Origin of the sequence: Bradyrhizobium embrapense, from assembly GCF_001189235.2 — a bacterium.
In the GTDB taxonomy this organism is placed as follows: Bacteria; Pseudomonadota; Alphaproteobacteria; order Rhizobiales; family Xanthobacteraceae; genus Bradyrhizobium; species Bradyrhizobium embrapense.
In genome coordinates this window covers 251,338-268,598 of sequence record NZ_LFIP02000010.1, presented here as the reverse complement: position 1 = coordinate 268,598, position 17,261 = coordinate 251,338, and the positions used below count along the sequence as shown (strand labels likewise).

The window sequence follows — 17,261 nt, the reverse complement described above, 5'->3', positions numbered from 1 at the left end:
CCTTTAGGCTCGGCACAACGGCATCGCTTTTGCGCGGGCGGCCGATCGGCCGCAGCGCTGCCGCCCCGCCTGCCCGAAATAGATCGCGCCAGGCGTAGAGATCCTTGCGCAGCACCTTCAGCTCGTCTGAAAGCGCCCTTATCCGCTCGCCCGCCAGAATGCGGCGAACCGCCTCAAGCTTGAACTCTCGGCTGAAAACACGGGGTGATTTGTTGGGCATAGGTTCTCCGTTAGAGAACTGTCCCTAATTTCCCGTGTCTCACTTTTGGGGTGCACTCCACGCCATCGGTGAAAGCTGCCCCGGATTACGCTTACGCTGCATCCGGGCTACGTACCGCGCCTGCATTCACGCTCAGACCGTCATCCCCCGCGAAAGCGGGGGACCCTGTACGCCGCGGCTTATCGGCTGAATACAAATGCCTCTGGAATACTGGATCGCGCGCTTTCGCGGGTGATGACAGCGGAGGTCGGATTGGAGAGCTTGCCTACTCCTGAATCCCGTAGCGGTGCAGGTCGTTGCCGTGGGTGTCGAGCCAGTTCTTGGCGCGCGTGACCGACGCGCAGACCCTGTCGACCACCCGCCAGAACCGCGCCGAGTGGTTCATCTCGACGAGATGGGCTACTTCATGCGCGGCGAGGTAATCGAGCACGAAGGGCGGCGCCAGGATCAACCGCCACGAGAACGACAGCGAACCCGCCGAGGTGCACGAGCCCCAGCGGCTGGACTGGTCGCGGATCGAGATCCGCCGCACCCGTACACCGAGTTCCGCTGCGTGAAGTGCAGCCGCCTTCTGCAGGTCCTTGCGCGCCTCGCGCTTGAGGAAGTCGTGCACCCGGCGGTCCATGTGCTCGACGCCGCCGGCGACGCAAAGGATCTTCTCGCCGCTGTCGCGCGTCTCGGTCCAGACCGTGCCGCGTTCGCCCGAGCGATGCACCAGCCGATGCGGCACGCCGCGGAGCGGCACCACGGTGCCGGGCTGGAACGGCGCGGCCTTCGGCAAACGGCCGAGGCGGGCGGCGATCCAGCCGCCATGAATGTTGGCGAACTCCTTCGCCTCCACGATCGTGCCGCGTGGCGGCATGGTCAGGATCGCTTCGCGGTCAGTCGGATGTATCCTGAGGGTGTAGCGGCGCGCGCGCCTGTGCCGGCGCAGCCTGACGGTGAAGAACTGGGAGCCGTGTCTGACCAATACGGTCGCGGGTTCGGCAGGCCGCCGATAGAGGAGGGCGCGAGTAGCCATTTCTGAGAGTCCGGGGAGCAGGAGTTCGCCCGAACTTTGCCATATCCGCCGCCAGGGAAAGCGCTCGGCGCAAAAACAAATCATTTGCCCAATATACAGGGGCTGGCCGTTAATTGACCTCTACAGGCTGGGGTCGGAACCGGTATTTTTGCGATGAATCAGAGTCGCAAAAAAGACCCAAGGAATGAAAATAAATTCATCACTTGAGCCTTCGCTGATTTGAGATTCTTTTAGTTAAATCAGTGACTTGCGCGACCGCAGCAATCACGGCCGGGGTGATACCTATTCGGCCGCGGCAACCAGCGAAAGCCGGGTATTGGCCGCCGAAACCATGAAATCGGAGATCCGAGGCACGATTTCGGAGCGGAAACGCGAGCCGTTGAACACGCCGTAGTGGCCGACGCCCTTCTGCACATAGTGCACGCGGCGATGGTTCGGAATCGCGGTGCAGAGCGCGTGCGTTGCCTCTGTCTGACCGAGACCGGAGATGTCGTCCTTCTCGCCTTCGACCGTCATCAGCGCGACGCGGCGGATCTTCGACGGATCGACCGGCTTGCCGCGATGAGTCATCTCGCCCTTCGGCAGCGCATGCTTGACGAACACGAGGTCGACGGTCTGCAGGTAATACTCGGCAGTGAGGTCCATCACCGCGAGATATTCGTCATAGAATTCACGGTGCTTGTCGACGAGATCGCCGTCACCCTTCACCAGATTGGCGAACAGCGCCTTGTGCGCGTCCATGTGCCGATCCAGGTTCATGCTGATGAAGCCGTTGAGCTGCAGGAAGCCCGGATAGACGTCGCGCATCACACCCGGATGCGGGAACGGCACCTTGGTGATGACATTGTTGCGGAACCATTCGATGCCGCGCTCCGCAGCCAGATCGTTGACCGCGGTCGGATTGCGTCTGGTGTCGATCGGACCACCCATCAGCGTCATCGACAGCGGCACGAACGGGTCGTGATTCGCCTCCATTACGGAGACCGCCGCAACCACCGGCACCGAGGGCTGGCACACCGCGATGACATGCATGTTGCCGCCGAGCGCATGCAGCATCTCGATCACGTAATCGACATAGTCATCGAGATCGAACCGGCCTTCCGCGAGCGGCACCATGCGCGCGTCGGCCCAGTCGGTGATGTAGACTTCATGCGTCGGCAGGAACGCTTCGACCGTGCCGCGCAGCAGCGTCGCATAGTGGCCCGACATCGGCGCCACGATCAGCACCCGCGGTTGCGGCGCGCGCAACGGGCGCGTCAGCTTGCGATCGAAATGCAGCAGGCGGCAGAACGGCCTTTCCCAGACCGTGCGAACCTCGACCGCGGTGCGGATACCGTTGACCTCGGTGGTCGGCAGGTTCCAATCCGGCTTGCCGTAGCGGCGCGTGGTGCGCTCGAACAACTCGCAGCCGGCGGCGATCGACTTGCCGAACTCGGTGTGCGTCCACGGATTGAGCGGGTTCTGAAACAGGATCTTGGTGGCGTCCGTCACGGCGCGTACCGGATTGAGCGACGCATGCGCCATCTCATACATCCAGTATAGCGGCGTCGTGAGTGCCGGGCTGCCTTCCGCCGCTAGTGGCGGGGCACCGCCAAATTCACCGATGGGCATAGTATTTTCAGACCCCTGTTTTGCGCCGCAGCAGAATGACCGCTGCGTAACAATGCGTCAATGCGCTGCGAGCCGAATCTGGGGCCGATATCGGGCTAAAACACCGAGAATCCACGTGAAAGTGACATTTATTCACCACCCGCGAGCAGCGATCCGTTGCGCTTGGCGCTCTGCAAAAGGGCAAGGAAGACCGCAAAAGAGGCAACGAACAGGATGGCATTGATGGCCAGCGCCCAGGCCATCAGGTCGGCGCGGAAGACGTGGTCGATCAGCAGCGACCGCATGCCTTCGAACACATAGGTCGGCGGCAGCGTCCAGGCGACATATTGCAGCCAAGTGGGCAGCACCTCGACCGGATAGTAGATGCAGGCGAGTGGCATCACCGCGAACATCAGCGTCCAGACGATGCTTTCCGCCCCTAACCCGTTGCGCAGCACGAGGCCCGAGGCGAATACGCCGACCGACCAGCTGGTGAAGATCAGGTTGCAGAAGAACGCGATCAGCGGCAGCCCGATGGCGTAGAAGTTGAAGCCGAAAAAGAACAGCGCCAGCAGCGTCATCGGGATCACGCCGATGGCAAGCCGGATCAGGCTCATGATCATCAGCGAGAGCAGGAATTCGATCGGCTTCAGCGGGCTCATCATCAGGTTGCCGAGATTGCGCGCCCACATCTCTTCCAGGAACGAGATCGAGAAGCCGAGCTGGCCGCGAAACAGGATATCCCACAGGATCACGGCGCCGATCAGCGTGCCGCCCGCCCTGGCGAAGAAGCCGGACGCCTGCGAGATGTAGTTCTGCAGGAAACCCCAGGTGATGATCTGCAAGGCCGGCCAGTAGACCAATTCCAGCAGCCGCGGCCACGACGACATCAGCAAATACCAATAGCGCAGCACCATCGCATTGATGCGTTGCAGTGAAATGCCGCGCGGCTGATGGCTGACGATCTCGCTCATGGTGTCCCCTCTGGCGCGCCCTCCCGGAGGCGACCGCGCGCCACGTCGAGAAACACCTCTTCCAGCGTGTCGCGGTTGTAGCGCGCCATGATCGCCTCGGGGCTGTCGTCGTCCTCGATCTTGCCGCGCTTCATGATGATGACGCGGTCGCAGAGGCGCTCGACCTCCAGCATGTTGTGCGAGGCCAGCAGGATGGTCGCGTTGTGGGTCTTGCGGTAGGTCTCGAGATGCTGCCGCACCCAGTCGGCGGTATCCGGGTCGAGCGATGCGGTCGGCTCGTCGAGCAGCAACAGATCCGGCTCGTTGATCAGCGCCTTGGCCAGCGCGACGCGGGTCTTCTGCCCGGCGGAGAGCTTGCCGTTGGAGCGGTCCAAGAATTCCTTGAGATCGAGATCGGCGGCGAGCTGGTCGATCCGCTCGCGCAGATGTTTCACGGCATAAAGTCGCCCGAAGATGGTCAGGTTCTGCCGCACCGTGAGCCGCATCGGCATGTCGACATAGGGGCTCTCGAAATTCATCCGGCCCAGCACCTCGTAGCGCTGTTCCGGAATTTTTGCGCCCAGCACCGCGACGCTGCCCGAGGTCGGCAGCACCAGCCCCATGATCATCGCGATCGTCGTGGTCTTGCCGGCGCCGTTGCCGCCGAGCAGGCCGGTGATGCTGCCGCGCGCGATGCGGAAGGAAATGTCGTCGACCGCGCGGGTGGCCTTGTAGACCTTGACCAGATGCGCAACGTCGATCGCGGCCGATCCGCCCTGATCGGCCGCGGGCGCGTGTCCCTGACCCGTCCCGCTCTGTTGCATATGGCCGTCATTGAGCCATTGCGACAATAAGCGCAAGGCTTGCCTCGCGTGCTTGCGCTAAGTCGCGAATTTGTGCGCCGCCCACGGCACAGCTAAGGTCCCTGACATGACCGACGTCGCTTCTGATTTCCGCCAACCTCGCCGCTACGTCCGCCTGGATACGATCCTGCGGCTGCGCTGGCTTGCCGCGCTAGGCCAGCTCGTCGCGATCTTTATCGTGGCCCAGGGACTGGAGTTCGACGTTCCGATCGTCCCCTGCGTCATCATCGTGGCGTTCTCGGCGCTGCTCAATCTGGCGCTGCAGATCGCCTTCAACCCGATGCAGCGGCTGGAGCCGGCCTATGCCGCGGCCCTGCTCGCCATCAACATCGTCGAGCTCGGCGGCCTGCTGTACTTCACCGGCGGATTGCAGAACCCGTTCTCGTTCCTGTTCCTGGCGCCGGTGCTGATCTCGGCCACGGTGCTGCCGATCCGGCTGACAATCGCGCTCGGCTGCCTTGCAGTCGCCTGCGCCTCGGCGCTGTTCTTCTACCATCTGCCGCTGCCCTGGGATGGCGACGATCCGCTGGTGCTGCCGCCGATCTATCTGGTCGGCGTCTGGCTCTCGATCCTGCTCGCGATCGGTGTCACCAGCCTTTACGCATTCCAGGTGACCGAGGAGGCCCGCCAGCTCTCCGATGCGCTCGCCGCGACCGAGCTGGTGCTGACGCGCGAGCAACATCTGACCCAGCTCGACGGCCTCGCCGCCGCCGCCGCGCACGAGCTCGGCACGCCACTGTCGACAATCTTCCTGATCTCGCGCGAGCTCGAGAAGACGGTGCATGATCCAGCGATCGCCGGCGACCTCAAGACGGTGCGCGAACAGGCGCAGCGCTGCCGCGACATCCTGAGCAAGATTGCGCAATTGTCATCGAGCGGCGCGCCGTTCGACACCATGAAGCTGTCGACCCTGATCGAGGAGGCGGTGGCGCCGCATCGCGATTTCGGCATCAACATCAAGGTGCGGCTTGCTGTCGCAGCAACGCGCGAACCGGTCGCGGCGCGCAATCCCGCGATCCTTTACGGCGTCGGAAACATTCTGGAAAATGCGGTCGATTTCGCGCACCAGACCGTCGAGGTGAACGCGTGGTGGAACGCCGAAACCATCGAGATCGTCGTCTCCGACGACGGCCCGGGCATCGCACCTGACATGCTGAAGCGGATCGGCGAGCCGTATTTGTCGCGCCGCCGGGGCGCAGATGAGGCCCAAAACGCCCGTGGCGGCCTGGGCTTGGGCGTTTTCATCGCAAGAACGCTGCTGGAACGTACCGGAGCCAAGGTGTCGTTTACCAATCGGCCGTTCCCCGATCACGGCGCCGTGGTGCAGATCGTCTGGCCCCGCGAGCGCTTCGAGGAAGCCGCACTGGCGACGAAGCCGAGTCCTGAGAAAGGTTCTTAATCGCACCTCCTGGCATACCGGATGCAGCGCTCTTTCCAGAGCTGCACGCGACTTTCGGCTGCCTTGGCAGCGCCGCAGTAGGCCCCCATATATTGGATGTCTGCCACAGGGAAAAATGGATCGTGAACGCCATCGCTGAACTGAATGACCATGCCGACCGCTCGCTCCTCATTGTCGAGGACGACAAGCCGTTCCTGGAACGCCTGTCGCGCGCGATGGAGACGCGCGGGTTCGCAGTGAAGTCATGCGACACGGTGTCTGATGGTCTCGCCGAGATCGGCCGCGCCGCGCCCGCTTTCGCGGTCGTCGACCTCCGCCTCGGCGACGGCAACGGCCTCGACGTCGTCTCGGCGTTGAAGCGCAAGCGTCCCGAGGCGCGCGCGATCGTTCTCACCGGCTACGGCAACATCGCGACCGCCGTCACCGCGGTGAAGATGGGCGCCGTCGACTATCTCTCGAAGCCTGCCGACGCCGATGACGTCGTTGCTGCGTTGCTTGCGACCGGCACCGAGAAGTCCGAGCTGCCGGCCAATCCGATGTCGGCGGACCGGGTGCGCTGGGAGCACATCCAGCGCATCTACGAGATGTGCAACCGCAACGTCTCGGAGACCGCGCGCCGCCTCAACATGCACCGCCGGACCCTGCAGCGCATCCTCGCCAAGCGCGCGCCGCGCTAAGCGGCATTGATATTGTTTTGCGATGGCCGGGTTACTGCCCGGCCATTTGCTTTTGCAGGATGGGTGGAAGCGGAGCGAGACCGCTTCGCTCCAGCCATCCTACGGAACCGCGCTTCTAAAATTCGTGCCCCTGCGGATCGACCAGGCGATTGATCCGCTGCGCCGCCGCCATCGCAAACCGCACCGTCATCGCCTTGCGGGTGGCCGCAGGCAGGCGATGCTCCGGCGCCTCGCAATGCAGATGCGCCCCGTAGGCGTCGGCGATGATCAGGCCGGTGTCGGCGGGGAAGATCTCGCATGGCAGATCCTGCGTGAATGCGAAGAACAGCCGGTCGCAATGCATCCGGTAGTCCTGCCATTTCTGGTCGGCGCGCAGATCCTCGAGCGATGACTTGATCTCGACGATCCAGATCTCGCCGCGTTCGTTGAGCGCGACCAGATCGGCGCGGCGGCCGGACGGCAGAGGCAATTCGCTGATGCAGGAAAAACCCAGCGATCTCAAAAGCCGCGCGGTGCCGCGCGCGATCGCAAGCGCGGTCTCCGACTGGCGTCGGTCGGGCGCGGGCACGAGCGCGATCTGGCGGGCCGATAACTCCATTCGACGAGATTAGCCGATTCCGCGCGAGCATGATCCGGAAAAGTGGAGCCGGCGCGACAAATACGTCGCCGACCACCGCAGGAGCGCGCCGAAGGCATCATCGTTCGACCGCTGGTCGAGGATACGCTGCACGGCTCATGGTGTCGGCTCATGGTGTCGGCCTGCACCTTGCGGGACGACACTTCGGGCAGGAACCCGTTGCCGCCTCGCCGCTTATCTCCGAACCGCCACGGCGGACCGGAGAGGATAGCCTCGTGATCGACGACCTCTGGTACAAGAATGGCGTGATCTACTGCCTGTCTGTAGGCACCTATATGGATGCCAATGGCGATGGCATTGGCGATTTCAGCGGCCTGCTGCGGCGTCTGGATTATCTGGATGGGCTGGGCATCACCACGATCTGGCTGATGCCATTTCAGACTTCGCCCAACAGGGACGGCGGCTACGACATCTCGGACTATTACGGCGTCGATCCGCGCTACGGCACGCTGGGCGATTTCGTCGAGTTCACCCATGGCTGCCAGCAACGCGGCATCCGCGTGATCATCGACCTCGTCGTCAATCACACCTCGGATCAGCACGCCTGGTTCAAATCCGCACGGAGCTCAAAGGACTCGCCCTTTCGCAACTGGTACGTCTGGTCGGACAAGAAGCCGGCCAACGCCAACACGGGCATGGTGTTTCCCGGCGTTCAGAAATCGACCTGGACGCGCGACAAGCAGGCAGGCGCCTGGTATTTCCATCGCTTCTACGATTTCCAGCCGGACCTCAACACATCGAATCCGCACGTGCAGGCCGAGATCCTCAAGATCATGGGGTTCTGGATTCAGCTCGGCGTCTCCGGCTTCCGCATGGACGCCGTGCCCTTCGTGATCGCGACCAAGGGCGCATCGGTCCGCAAGCCGGTCGAGCAATACGACATGCTGCGATCGTTCCGCGAATTCCTGCAATGGCGCCAGGGCAACGCGATCATCCTCGCCGAGGCCAATGTACTGCCCGAGACCGACATGGAGTATTTCGGGCGCGACGGCGACCGCATGCAGATGATGTTCAATTTCCACGTCAATCAGCATCTGTTCTACGCGCTGGCATCGGCCGATACGAAGCCGCTGGCGAAGGCATTGACGGCGACCAAGCCACGGCCTCCAACGGCGCAATGGGGCCTGTTCCTGCGCAACCACGACGAGCTCGACCTCGGCCGCCTGACCAAGGCGCAGCGCGAGACAGTGTTCAAGGCGTTCGGTCCCGAGAAGAGCATGCAGCTCTATGACCGCGGCATTCGTCGACGCCTCGCGCCCATGCTGGGCGGCGACCGGCGGCGCCTGGAGCTCGCCTACAGTCTGATGTGCACGCTGCCCGGCACGCCCGTGATCCGCTACGGCGATGAACTCGGCATGGGTGACAATCTCGATTTGCCCGAGCGCACTTGCGCGCGCACGCCGATGCAATGGTCGACCGAGCCGCATGGCGGCTTTACCGAGAGCGATCGGCCATGTGTGCCCGTGATCGACCAAGGTCCGTATGGCTATGAACACGTCAACGCCGCCAAGCAGCGACGCGACCCGAATTCGATGCTGAACTGGACCGAACGCATCATTCGCATGCGCAAGGAAGTCCCCGAGATCGGCTGGGGGGACTTCAAGGTTATCAGCACCCGAAATCCTGCCGTTCTGGTCATTCGTTACGACTGGCGCAACAACTCGGTGCTGTTCGTGCACAATTTCGCGGAGAAGCCGCTCGAGATTTCTTTCGACGTTGGGCTACCCGACGACGCCGGTAATCTCCTGGTCAACCTGCTGACCGAGGATCACAGCCGCGGCGGCGATGGCCGTCACAAGCTTCTGATCGAGGCCTACGGCTATCGCTGGTACCGGGTCGGCGGGCTCGACTACCTGCTCAAGCGCAGCGATATCGATACCAAGACGCCCCGCACATCCCGCTAATCATCCTGGTGCGGGCCGAGGATCACGCCCTCATTGCCGCGCAGGTCGAGCACGCCTTCGATCTTCTCGCCCTGCCGGTCCATGAAGGTCGAGAGCAGCACCTCGTTGCTGAAGCCGATGGCGCTGGAGGAGACCGACGCGGGCGCCGCGCCGAAATTCAGCGCAATTACGACGACGCCCTCGGCGCTGCGCCGCCGGTAGAGCAGGACATCGCCATGCGCCGCTGCCGGCTCGTAGCTGCCATGGACGAGCTGCGGCAGCTTTCGCCGCAGCGCGATCAGCGCCTTGTAGAAATTGAGGATCGACGCCCGGTCCGCCTCGAGGCTCGCGACATTGTCGCGGGCGAAATCCTGCGCCAGCGGCAGCCACGGCCGCGCGGTCGAGAAACCGGCATAGCGCTCGGCGCTCCATTGCATCGGGGTGCGGCAGCCGTCGCGGCCGACGCCAATGCCAGGCACGTTCTTCTCGAAGGGATCGCGCACCTCGTGCGGCGCGATCGCAAGCTGACGCATGCCGATCTCGTCGCCGTAATACAGCGTCGGGGTGCCGCGCAGCGTCAGCAGCAGCATCGCCGCGACCGGCGCCTGCGCAGGTCCGACCCGGCTCGCCACCCGCGGCCGGTCGTGATTGCCGAGCACCCAGTTCGGCCACGCCCCCGGCGGCAGCGCCTTCTCATAGTCGGCGATGATCTGCTCGACCGCGCGCGCACTCCACAAGGTCGACAGCAGCGCGAAATTGAACGGCATCTGCGCGCCGCGCAGATCATTGCCGTAATAGGCGACCAGCCGGTGCAGCGGCAGGTAGATTTCGCCGATCAGCACGCGGTTGTCGAACTCCTCGGTGACGCGGCGCATCTCGGTGATCACGGCGTGCACTTCGAGCTGATCGGTCGAATATTGCGTCAGCACCTTCTCGTGCGGTGGCCGGCCCTCGCGATAATGCGGGTTCGGCGGATTGTCGCGGAATTCGGCATCCTTGATCAGGTGCCAGATCACGTCGACGCGAAAGCCGTCGACGCCCTTGCGCAGCCAGAATCGCATCACATCGTAGATCGCGTCCCTGACCTCGCGATTGCGCCAGTTGAGATCGGGCTGCTGCGCGAGGAAGGCGTGATAGTAGTATTGGCCGGAGGCCTCGTCATACGTCCAGGCGCTGCCGCCGAACTCCGACAGCCAGTTGTTGGGTGGACCGCCATCCGGCGCCGGATCGCGCCAGATGTACCAGTCGCGCTTCGGGTTATCGCGCGAGCTCTTCGCCTCGATGAACCAAGGATGCTGATCCGATGTATGGTTCGGCACCAGATCGAGGATCAGCTTGAGGCCGGAATCGTGCGCGGCCGCGACCAGCGCGTCGAAATCCTCCATCGTCCCGAACAGCGGATCGATGCCGGTGTAGTCGGAGATGTCGTAACCGAAATCGGCCATCGGCGAGGTGAAGATCGGCGACAGCCAGACCGCGTCGACGCCAAGTCGCCTCAGATAAGGCAGCCGCGCGATGATCCCCCTGATATCGCCGACGCCATCGCCGTCGCTATCCCCGAACGAGCGCGGATAGACCTGATAGAAGATGCCGCGCCGCCACCAGTCCCTGTCGTCCTGGTCCATCCATTCCCCCTCGCTCGTCGCCCCCGTGTCCCCGGGGTTGTCCGCAAGTTCAGGGATGACGCATAATTCAGGACGGAAAGATGGCGGCGTAGCGCGGAGCCCGGATCGAGCGAAGCGCAATCCGGGGACCACTGGCACAACTGGCGAGATTCCCGGATTTCGCTTCGCTCCATCCGGGCTACGAGCAAGCCTAATGCCGGGCCACCGCCAGCTGATAAATGGTGATCAGCACCTCGAACAGGATCAGGAAGACAATGATCAGCTCGAGCCGCAGCGAGCGGCTGGTGTCGATGATGTCGGTCAGCACCTGCGCGGTCTCGGCGACGACTGCTAGCTTGCGGTTCAGCGATTCCGCACGCTCTTTCAACTCGTACTCGTCCTCGAGCCGGGCATAGAGGCGTTCGAGGTGCGGCTTGTCCCAGAGGATGTCGGGCTTCTCCGACACCTCGACCGGGCCGGCCACACGATGCCGCACCAACAGCGCATTGCCGATGTGCTTGAGGATCGCAACGCGGCCGCCACGGACCTGGCCGCCCTTGGCGAGCTCGCGCGCCAACGGCTCGGTGGTGTCGAACACCGCCCGGACCTCACGCTCATGCCGCGCCAGCACTACGCTCTTGGCCAGCGCTTCGCCGACCAGGATCAGCCGCTCCGGCGACAGGCTTTGCAGATAGATCGGACCGCCCGGCGGAATCTGGTCTTCCTTCTCGGCGGCGAGCTCGATGATTGCGATCTCCTCCTCGCGCCGCGTGAACAGACCGGTCATGCGCGACTGCAGGCTGCGCAGGAATTCATCTTCCTCCAGCGCATTGAGGCCGATCAGGACCACGACGCCATAGCGGAACAGGATCGCCACACCGTTGTCATTGACGCGAAACGCCAACGGCGTCGTGGCCAGCACGTCGCCGCGTTCGAGGCCGGACGTGTTGATGCGGTCCGCGACGAAGAAGGCGCGGGCGGTGGTCCGGGGTCCGCCGAGCGGTGAATTAGGGGCCTGGGTCATGAAGTTCCGGACTGCGAGGACTTAATCGGGATCGAGAGCAACTGCATGCCAGCCTGCTCACGAACCTGTTCGGCTGGAGGTGACCTTATCACGGTCCGTTTTGGGATCACACGCCGGGGCAAGCGCATTTGGCGTTTGTGTTGACGGCATTTCCCGGTAGCCTATGGTGCCCCCATGAACGAGACAACCGACACCAAACCAAAGGCCGGCGCGATCATCGTGCCGGTGACGCTGTTCGAGCAGAACTGCACCATCATCTGGGACGAGCCGACCAAGAAGGCCGTGGTGATCGACCCCGGCGGGGACGTCGCGAAGATCCAGGCCGCGATCAAGCAGACCGGCGTGACAGTCGAGAAGATCTGGCTGACCCACGGCCATATCGACCATGTCGGCGGCGCCGCCGAACTGCGCGATGCGCTACAGGTCAAGATCGAGGGCCCGCATATCGCGGACAAATACCTGCTCGATAACGTGGTCTCGAGCGGCGAGCGCTTCGGCATGACCGGGGTGCGCAATTTTGGACCGGATCGCTGGCTCGACGAGGGCGATCAGGTCTCGATCGGCGACCTCACCTTCGATATCCTGCACTGCCCCGGCCACTCACCGGGCAGCGTGGTGTTCTTCAACAAGGAGCTGCGCTTCGCCCATGTCGGCGACGTGCTGTTCGCCGGCTCGGTCGGGCGCACCGACCTGCCCGGCGGCAGCCATCCGGAACTGATCAAGTCGATCAAGGAGAAGCTGCTGCCGCTCGGCGACGACGTCGGCTTCATCTGCGGCCACGGCGCCGGATCAAGCATCGGCCAGGAGCGGATGACGAACCCGTTCCTGACCGGCGAGATGTAGTTACTTCATCAGGCCTGCGGCGGTCAGCGCCCGCGTGATGACGCCGCCAACGTCGACAGCCCTGCTCCGTCGCTTGCGCGGCCGGTCGCTCTTGCGGCCGGATGCGACCTCGGGCGCTTCGGCAGGCACCGGGATTGTCATCGAGATCGTGTCGGCGCGCTCGCGCGGGACTCCGGTCGGCGCGATATGCGGCTGACGGACCTTGTCGGTCAGGCCGAAGAAGCTCGCGATGTGATACGACGAGGAAATCCCGGCCTCGATCAGGAACGCTCCCTCCACGCCATAGCGCTCGTCATTGTCGGCCAGCCCGAGCGGCGTGCCATGCGCCATGTCGGTGATGGAGAACGATTCGACCAGCGTTTCGCCGTCGGCGTTCCACCAGACCTCGCGGGGATGGCCGTCGACATGCGCCTTCGACATTGCGGTCAGCGGCAAGCCGTGAACGTCGAGCCACTGCCGTACGATCGCATCGGCATTGCCTGGATGCACGGTGCGGTCGGCGCTGCCGTGCCACACCGAGATCTTCGGCCATGCGCCGTCATGCGTGGACGCGTTGCGGACCAGACCACCGAGCTCGGGCGCGGACAGTGCGCTCGCATGCATCATGGCATTGAGCGCCTCGCGCAGATCAGTGGCGACGCCGAACGGCAGGCCGGCGATGATGGCGCCGGCCGCGAACACATCCGGATAGGTCGCGAGCATGACCGAGGCCATCGCGCCACCGGCGGACAGTCCAGTCACATAGATGCGGCGCGGATCGATCTGATGCGCGCCGACCATCTGCGCGATCATCTGCCGGATCGAACAGGCTTCGCCCTGCCCGCGCGCGATGTCCTGCGGATTGAACCAGTTGAAACAAGTGTTGCCGTTATTGATCGCCTGCTGCTCGGGCATCAGCAGCGCAAAGCCGTAATGCTTCGCCAATGTCGACCAACCGGCGCCGAGATCATAGGACGCAGCCGTCTGGCCGCAGCCATGCAGCACCACGACGAGCGCAGGCGACCGCGCCAGTTGCGCGGGCACGAACGAGAACATCTTCAGATCGCCGGGATTGACGCCGAATTCGGTCGTCTCGACGAGCGGCGTCGGCACGGCCGGCGCAAGCGCACTGAGACCGTTGAACGCGTTCATCTTTGGCAGATGACGCAAGAATTCGACGTTGTTGACCAGGGACAACAGCAACTCCTGAGGTGATTCACTCTTCTGTGTCACCCGATCAGATAATTGCTGCACTGCAAAATGAAAAGACCGTGCGCTGTCTTTCCCTGCGGAAATGTGAGAATCGGCATTAACGCGTGATCGCGCGACGGGCTAGCCGAGATAGTTGCCTTAGCACCTTGTTCGGGCACCAACTTTTCGAAAGTCTGCGCCAGATCGCGCGGATCTATGCGCGCGCACGTCGCATCCATGACAGAAATGCGGCTGAAATAATGATCGACAGCACAAACAATGCGCATGCCGCAAACAGCGCCAGACGCGCAGATGCCGCAGTCTCGACGGCGAAGAACACTGCGCCGATCGCGGCAACGCCGGCCGCGTTGCCTATCTGCGTCGTCGTGCCGTACATGCCGGAGCCGGCACCGGCACTTGCAGGCTTCACGCTCGACAGCACCGCGCTCGACAGCGGCGCCATCACCAGACCCTGGCCGTAGCCGAAGATGACGAGCACCAGTGCGAGCAGCGGCGCCGACGGTGATGCGATCGCCTGAACCGTCGCGACCAGCACGGCGAGCCCGACGATCTGCAGCGCGCAGCCCTCGATCAGCACCAGCGTGCCGCGATGCCTCGCGCGCACGCCGCTGTGGCGCGAGGCGATCACGAAGGTCAGCGCCAGCGGCACGAACACCAGCCCGGCCTCCAGCGGCGCGATCCGCAAGCCCTTCTGCATGAACATGGTCATGACCAGGTAGAAGGACAGATTGGCGAAGAAGAAGAAAAACACCGCAACCAGGCCGCGCATGAAGGCGCGATCGGACAGCAGCGACAGATCGATCAGCGGCATGCCGCCGCCGCGGGCGACGCTGCGCTCGAAGCGCACGAAGGCGGCAATGATCGCAACACCTACCGCCATCACCAGCCAGACCCATGCCGTCCAGTCGAGATCGTGACCGAACAGCAGCGGCCCGATCAGGCACAGCAGGCCCGCAAACAGCACGATGGCGCCGGGAAGATCGAGCCGCGTGCCGGATCGGCGCGGCACCGTCGGCATGATCTTCAGCGCGGCAGCGATGATGATGACGCCGAACGGCACGTTGACGAAGAACACCGCGCGCCAGCCGAGGCCGGCGAGATCGAGCGCCACCAGCACGCCGCCAAGCATGAAGCCGGCCGCGCCGGCGAGCCCCAGCACGATGCCGTAGATGCCGAACGCCCGCGCGCGGGCGGCATCGGAGAACAAGAGATGCAGCGTCGCCAAGACCTGCGGCACCATCAGCGCCGCCGTCGCGCCCTGCGCGAGCCGCGCGACGATCAACTCGGGTCCGGACTGCGCCAGACCGCACCACAGCGAGGTCAACGAGAAGCCCGCGACGCCGGCAACGAACACGTTCCTTGTGCCGTAGATATCGCCGAGCCGGCCGCCGGTGACCACCAGCGTCGCGTAAGCGATCAGATAGATCGCGATCACGGCCTCGAGCTGCGCCGGCGTCGCATGCAGCTCCGTCGCAATGGTCGGGATCGCGACGTTGACGATGAAGGCATCCACGCCGAACATGAATTGTGCCGACACCACGATCGCGAGCACCCACCAGCGGCGGGAGGTCTCCGCCCGTGTCGAAACGATCTGGTGCATGCCCGGTCCTGCCCGAAATGACGTTATGGCGGACATCAGCAGATTCCGGTCATCAGCTCGATTACCTCGGACGTAAGCGTTGGTTCACGGGCACGTCATCCATGACCATCCCCCGCTTGCCTGCGCTCCGTCGCGCAATTTGCGTTGATGCGCTGGGAAACATTCCGGAGGACGGCAATCGCCGCCGATTTGCGCAACAACCATGCGGGCGCCGCAACCCCGGAGCATTGCCTTGCCCCGGGCCACCCCGTAGGTTGGCGGAAAGCCCCACGAAAACAATCATCCGGAGAGAACGACCCATGGCGCGCCTCAAGTTCGGAGCCTTCCTCGCCCCGCATCACCCGATCGGCGAGCATCCGATGCTGCAATTCCGCCGCGACCTTGATTTCGTCGAGCAGCTCGACGCGCTCGGTTACGACGAATTCTGGTGCGGCGAGCACCATTCCTCGGGCTGGGAGACCATCGCCTCGCCGGAAATGTTTCTGGCCGCCGCCGGCGAGCGCACCAAGCGGATCAGGCTCGGCACCGGCGTGATCTCACTGCCCTATCATCACCCCTTCAACGTCGCGCAGCGCATGGTGCAACTCGACCACATGACCGGCGGCCGCGCCATCTTCGGCTCCGGCCCCGGCGCGCTCGCCTCCGACGCACATACGCTCGGCATCGACCCGATGACCCAGCGCGACCGCCAGGACGAGGCGATCGCGGTGATCCGCCGCCTGTTCAACGGCGAGCGCGTCACCGCCAAGACCGACTGGTTCGAGATGCATGACGCCGCGCTGCAGATCCTGCCGCTGCAGGAGGACATGCCGTTCGTGGTGGCCTCGCAGATCTCGCCGTCGGGCATGACGCTCGCCGGCAAGTACGGCATCGGCATCATCTCGCTTGGCTCGATGTCGACCCAGGGCCTGATGGCGCTGCCGCAGCAATGGCAATTCGCCGAGGACGCCGCCGCGAAGGCCGGCACCACGGTGAGCCGCGCCAACTGGCGCGTGCTGCTGTCCTGGCACATCGCCGAGACCCGCGAGCAGGCGCGGCGCGAGGCCGGCGCCGGGCTGCTGCGCTGGCACAACGAATATAACGTCGGCACCCTGATGCGGCCGGGCCTGACCGCGTTCGCCTCGGCGGACGAGGCCGTCGACAAGACCGCTTTCGTCGAAGGTGCTGCGTCCACCATCGGCACGCCGGATGACCTGATCAAGATGATCAAGAACCTGGTCGACGTCTCCGGCGGCGTCGGCTCGATCATCGGCTTCGCCCATGACTGGGCCAACCCGGAGAACACGCGCCGCAGCTGGGACATGGTCGCGCGCTATGTCGTGCCCGAGATCAACGGCTATATCGACGGCCTGCGCAAGTCGCGCCAGTTCCTGGTCGACAACCGCGCCGTGTTTGAACGCGCCGGCCAGGCCGTGATGGCCAAGATCATGCAGAACGACAAGGCCGCCGCAGCGCTCCAGCATACCGGCACAGGCCGCGTCGCGATCCCGGCCGTGAATGCGCCCGATCTCGCGAAGGAAGCGGCGAAGCAGAAGGCGTGAGGGAAGAGCCGTCCTGATGTTCGTCCCGTCATCCCGGCGAGCGCGAAGCGCGTCGCGAAGGAGGCACGGCCACGGTCGGGCCGTCGTGCTTCGAGGCTCGCTTCGCTCGCACCTCAGCATGACGGAGATCGGTAGCGCGCGCGACCGCCTCCAGACGTCGTCCCGGCCTTCGCCGGGACACCGATGAGGATGGGGGCGCAGCCCAAACAGCGCGA

The 17,261-nt window shown here is 64.1% G+C and carries 15 protein-coding genes; 5 read left to right on the top strand and 10 right to left on the bottom strand.

Annotated features, from left to right (window positions below; all coding sequences use genetic code 11):
- The 5 genes from AKN83_RS38915 to AKN83_RS32565 form a co-directional block, all read right to left on the bottom strand.
- The coding region (locus AKN83_RS38915; RefSeq protein ID WP_157113349.1) for a helix-turn-helix domain-containing protein at positions 1 to 220 on the bottom strand (220 nt) is incomplete at its 3' end.
- 265 nt (positions 221 to 485) lie between these two features.
- Positions 486 to 1,325 carry a M48 family metallopeptidase gene (locus tag AKN83_RS32580; RefSeq protein WP_050402172.1) on the bottom strand — a complete coding sequence of 280 codons (840 nt, stop codon included), beginning with the start codon at positions 1,323 to 1,325 and terminating at the stop codon, positions 486 to 488.
- Between the two features lie 198 nt (positions 1,326 to 1,523).
- On the bottom strand, positions 1,524 to 2,852 hold the full coding sequence (locus AKN83_RS32575) for a polyhydroxyalkanoate depolymerase (RefSeq protein ID WP_050402173.1): 1,329 nt from the start codon (positions 2,850 to 2,852) through the stop codon (positions 1,524 to 1,526).
- A 128-nt stretch (positions 2,853 to 2,980) separates the two neighbouring features.
- Positions 2,981 to 3,805, bottom strand: a complete 825-nt coding sequence (locus AKN83_RS32570) for an ABC transporter permease (RefSeq protein ID WP_050402174.1) — start codon at positions 3,803 to 3,805, stop codon at positions 2,981 to 2,983.
- Positions 3,802 to 4,608 carry an ABC transporter ATP-binding protein gene (locus AKN83_RS32565; protein ID WP_050402175.1) on the bottom strand — a complete coding sequence of 269 codons (807 nt, stop codon included), beginning with the start codon at positions 4,606 to 4,608 and terminating at the stop codon, positions 3,802 to 3,804. The genes AKN83_RS32570 and AKN83_RS32565 overlap by 4 nt, the downstream gene beginning before the upstream one ends.
- A 106-nt stretch (positions 4,609 to 4,714) precedes the next feature.
- Between AKN83_RS32565 and AKN83_RS32560 the strand changes: the two genes are divergently transcribed.
- Positions 4,715 to 6,046 (top strand): ActS/PrrB/RegB family redox-sensitive histidine kinase, encoded by a 1,332-nt coding sequence (locus AKN83_RS32560; RefSeq protein WP_050402176.1) that lies wholly within the window; start codon positions 4,715 to 4,717, stop codon positions 6,044 to 6,046.
- A gap of 122 nt (positions 6,047 to 6,168) precedes the next feature.
- Positions 6,169 to 6,723, top strand: coding sequence for an ActR/PrrA/RegA family redox response regulator transcription factor (locus AKN83_RS32555; RefSeq protein ID WP_050402177.1), 555 nt, complete (start codon positions 6,169 to 6,171; stop codon positions 6,721 to 6,723).
- A gap of 115 nt (positions 6,724 to 6,838) precedes the next feature.
- On the opposite strand, the gene AKN83_RS32550 is transcribed toward AKN83_RS32555, so the two are convergent.
- Complete coding sequence (locus AKN83_RS32550) at positions 6,839 to 7,321, bottom strand: MmcB family DNA repair protein (protein ID WP_050402178.1); 483 nt, start codon at positions 7,319 to 7,321, stop codon at positions 6,839 to 6,841.
- 254 nt (positions 7,322 to 7,575) lie between these two features.
- Between AKN83_RS32550 and AKN83_RS32545 the strand changes: the two genes are divergently transcribed.
- Positions 7,576 to 9,264: an alpha-amylase family protein gene (locus tag AKN83_RS32545; protein WP_050402179.1), complete on the top strand. Its 1,689-nt coding sequence runs from the start codon at positions 7,576 to 7,578 to the stop codon at positions 9,262 to 9,264.
- Here the strand turns inward: AKN83_RS32545 and AKN83_RS32540 are convergent.
- Both AKN83_RS32540 and AKN83_RS32535 read right to left on the bottom strand, forming a co-directional pair.
- The gene (locus tag AKN83_RS32540; protein ID WP_050402180.1) at positions 9,261 to 10,868 is read right to left on the bottom strand and encodes an alpha-amylase family glycosyl hydrolase; all 1,608 of its coding nucleotides are present in this window, start codon (positions 10,866 to 10,868) and stop codon (positions 9,261 to 9,263) included. The genes AKN83_RS32545 and AKN83_RS32540 overlap by 4 nt on opposite strands.
- 190 nt (positions 10,869 to 11,058) lie before the next feature.
- Positions 11,059 to 11,871 (bottom strand): RMD1 family protein, encoded by an 813-nt coding sequence (locus AKN83_RS32535; protein ID WP_050402181.1) that lies wholly within the window; start codon positions 11,869 to 11,871, stop codon positions 11,059 to 11,061.
- A 174-nt stretch (positions 11,872 to 12,045) separates the two neighbouring features.
- On the opposite strand from AKN83_RS32535, the gene AKN83_RS32530 reads away from it, so the two are divergent.
- Positions 12,046 to 12,714, top strand: a complete 669-nt coding sequence (locus tag AKN83_RS32530; protein ID WP_050402182.1) for an MBL fold metallo-hydrolase — start codon at positions 12,046 to 12,048, stop codon at positions 12,712 to 12,714.
- Here AKN83_RS32530 and AKN83_RS32525 read toward each other — a convergent pair whose 3' ends face one another.
- Positions 12,715 to 13,890, bottom strand: a complete 1,176-nt coding sequence (locus tag AKN83_RS32525) for an extracellular catalytic domain type 1 short-chain-length polyhydroxyalkanoate depolymerase (protein WP_050402218.1) — start codon at positions 13,888 to 13,890, stop codon at positions 12,715 to 12,717.
- Positions 13,891 to 14,098: 208 nt separating this feature from the next.
- Entirely contained in the window at positions 14,099 to 15,505 is a 1,407-nt protein-coding gene (locus tag AKN83_RS32515) for an MFS transporter (RefSeq protein WP_050402183.1), read from the bottom strand.
- A 299-nt stretch (positions 15,506 to 15,804) separates the two neighbouring features.
- Between AKN83_RS32515 and AKN83_RS32510 the strand changes: the two genes are divergently transcribed.
- Positions 15,805 to 17,046 (top strand): LLM class flavin-dependent oxidoreductase, encoded by a 1,242-nt coding sequence (locus AKN83_RS32510; RefSeq protein ID WP_050402184.1) that lies wholly within the window; start codon positions 15,805 to 15,807, stop codon positions 17,044 to 17,046.
- Positions 17,047 to 17,261 lie beyond the last annotated feature (215 nt).

Bases quoted from the DNA above. Each gene is read 5' to 3' on its own strand.
- AKN83_RS32530 (WP_050402182.1), top strand. From the start codon at position 12,046: ATGAACGAGACAACCGACACCAAACCAAAGGCCGGCGCGATCATCGTG.
- AKN83_RS32580 (WP_050402172.1), bottom strand. From the start codon at position 1,325: ATGATTTGTTTTTGCGCCGAGCGCTTTCCCTGGCGGCGGATATGGCAA.
- AKN83_RS32550 (WP_050402178.1), bottom strand. From the start codon at position 7,321: ATGGAGTTATCGGCCCGCCAGATCGCGCTCGTGCCCGCGCCCGACCGA.
- AKN83_RS32515 (WP_050402183.1), bottom strand. From the start codon at position 15,505: ATGCACCAGATCGTTTCGACACGGGCGGAGACCTCCCGCCGCTGGTGG.
- AKN83_RS32565 (WP_050402175.1), bottom strand. From the start codon at position 4,608: ATGCAACAGAGCGGGACGGGTCAGGGACACGCGCCCGCGGCCGATCAG.
- AKN83_RS32560 (WP_050402176.1), top strand. From the start codon at position 4,715: ATGACCGACGTCGCTTCTGATTTCCGCCAACCTCGCCGCTACGTCCGC.
- AKN83_RS32510 (WP_050402184.1), top strand. From the start codon at position 15,805: ATGGCGCGCCTCAAGTTCGGAGCCTTCCTCGCCCCGCATCACCCGATC.
- AKN83_RS32575 (WP_050402173.1), bottom strand. From the start codon at position 2,852: ATGCCCATCGGTGAATTTGGCGGTGCCCCGCCACTAGCGGCGGAAGGC.
- AKN83_RS32540 (WP_050402180.1), bottom strand. From the start codon at position 10,868: ATGGACCAGGACGACAGGGACTGGTGGCGGCGCGGCATCTTCTATCAG.
- AKN83_RS32535 (WP_050402181.1), bottom strand. From the start codon at position 11,871: ATGACCCAGGCCCCTAATTCACCGCTCGGCGGACCCCGGACCACCGCC.
- AKN83_RS32570 (WP_050402174.1), bottom strand. From the start codon at position 3,805: ATGAGCGAGATCGTCAGCCATCAGCCGCGCGGCATTTCACTGCAACGC.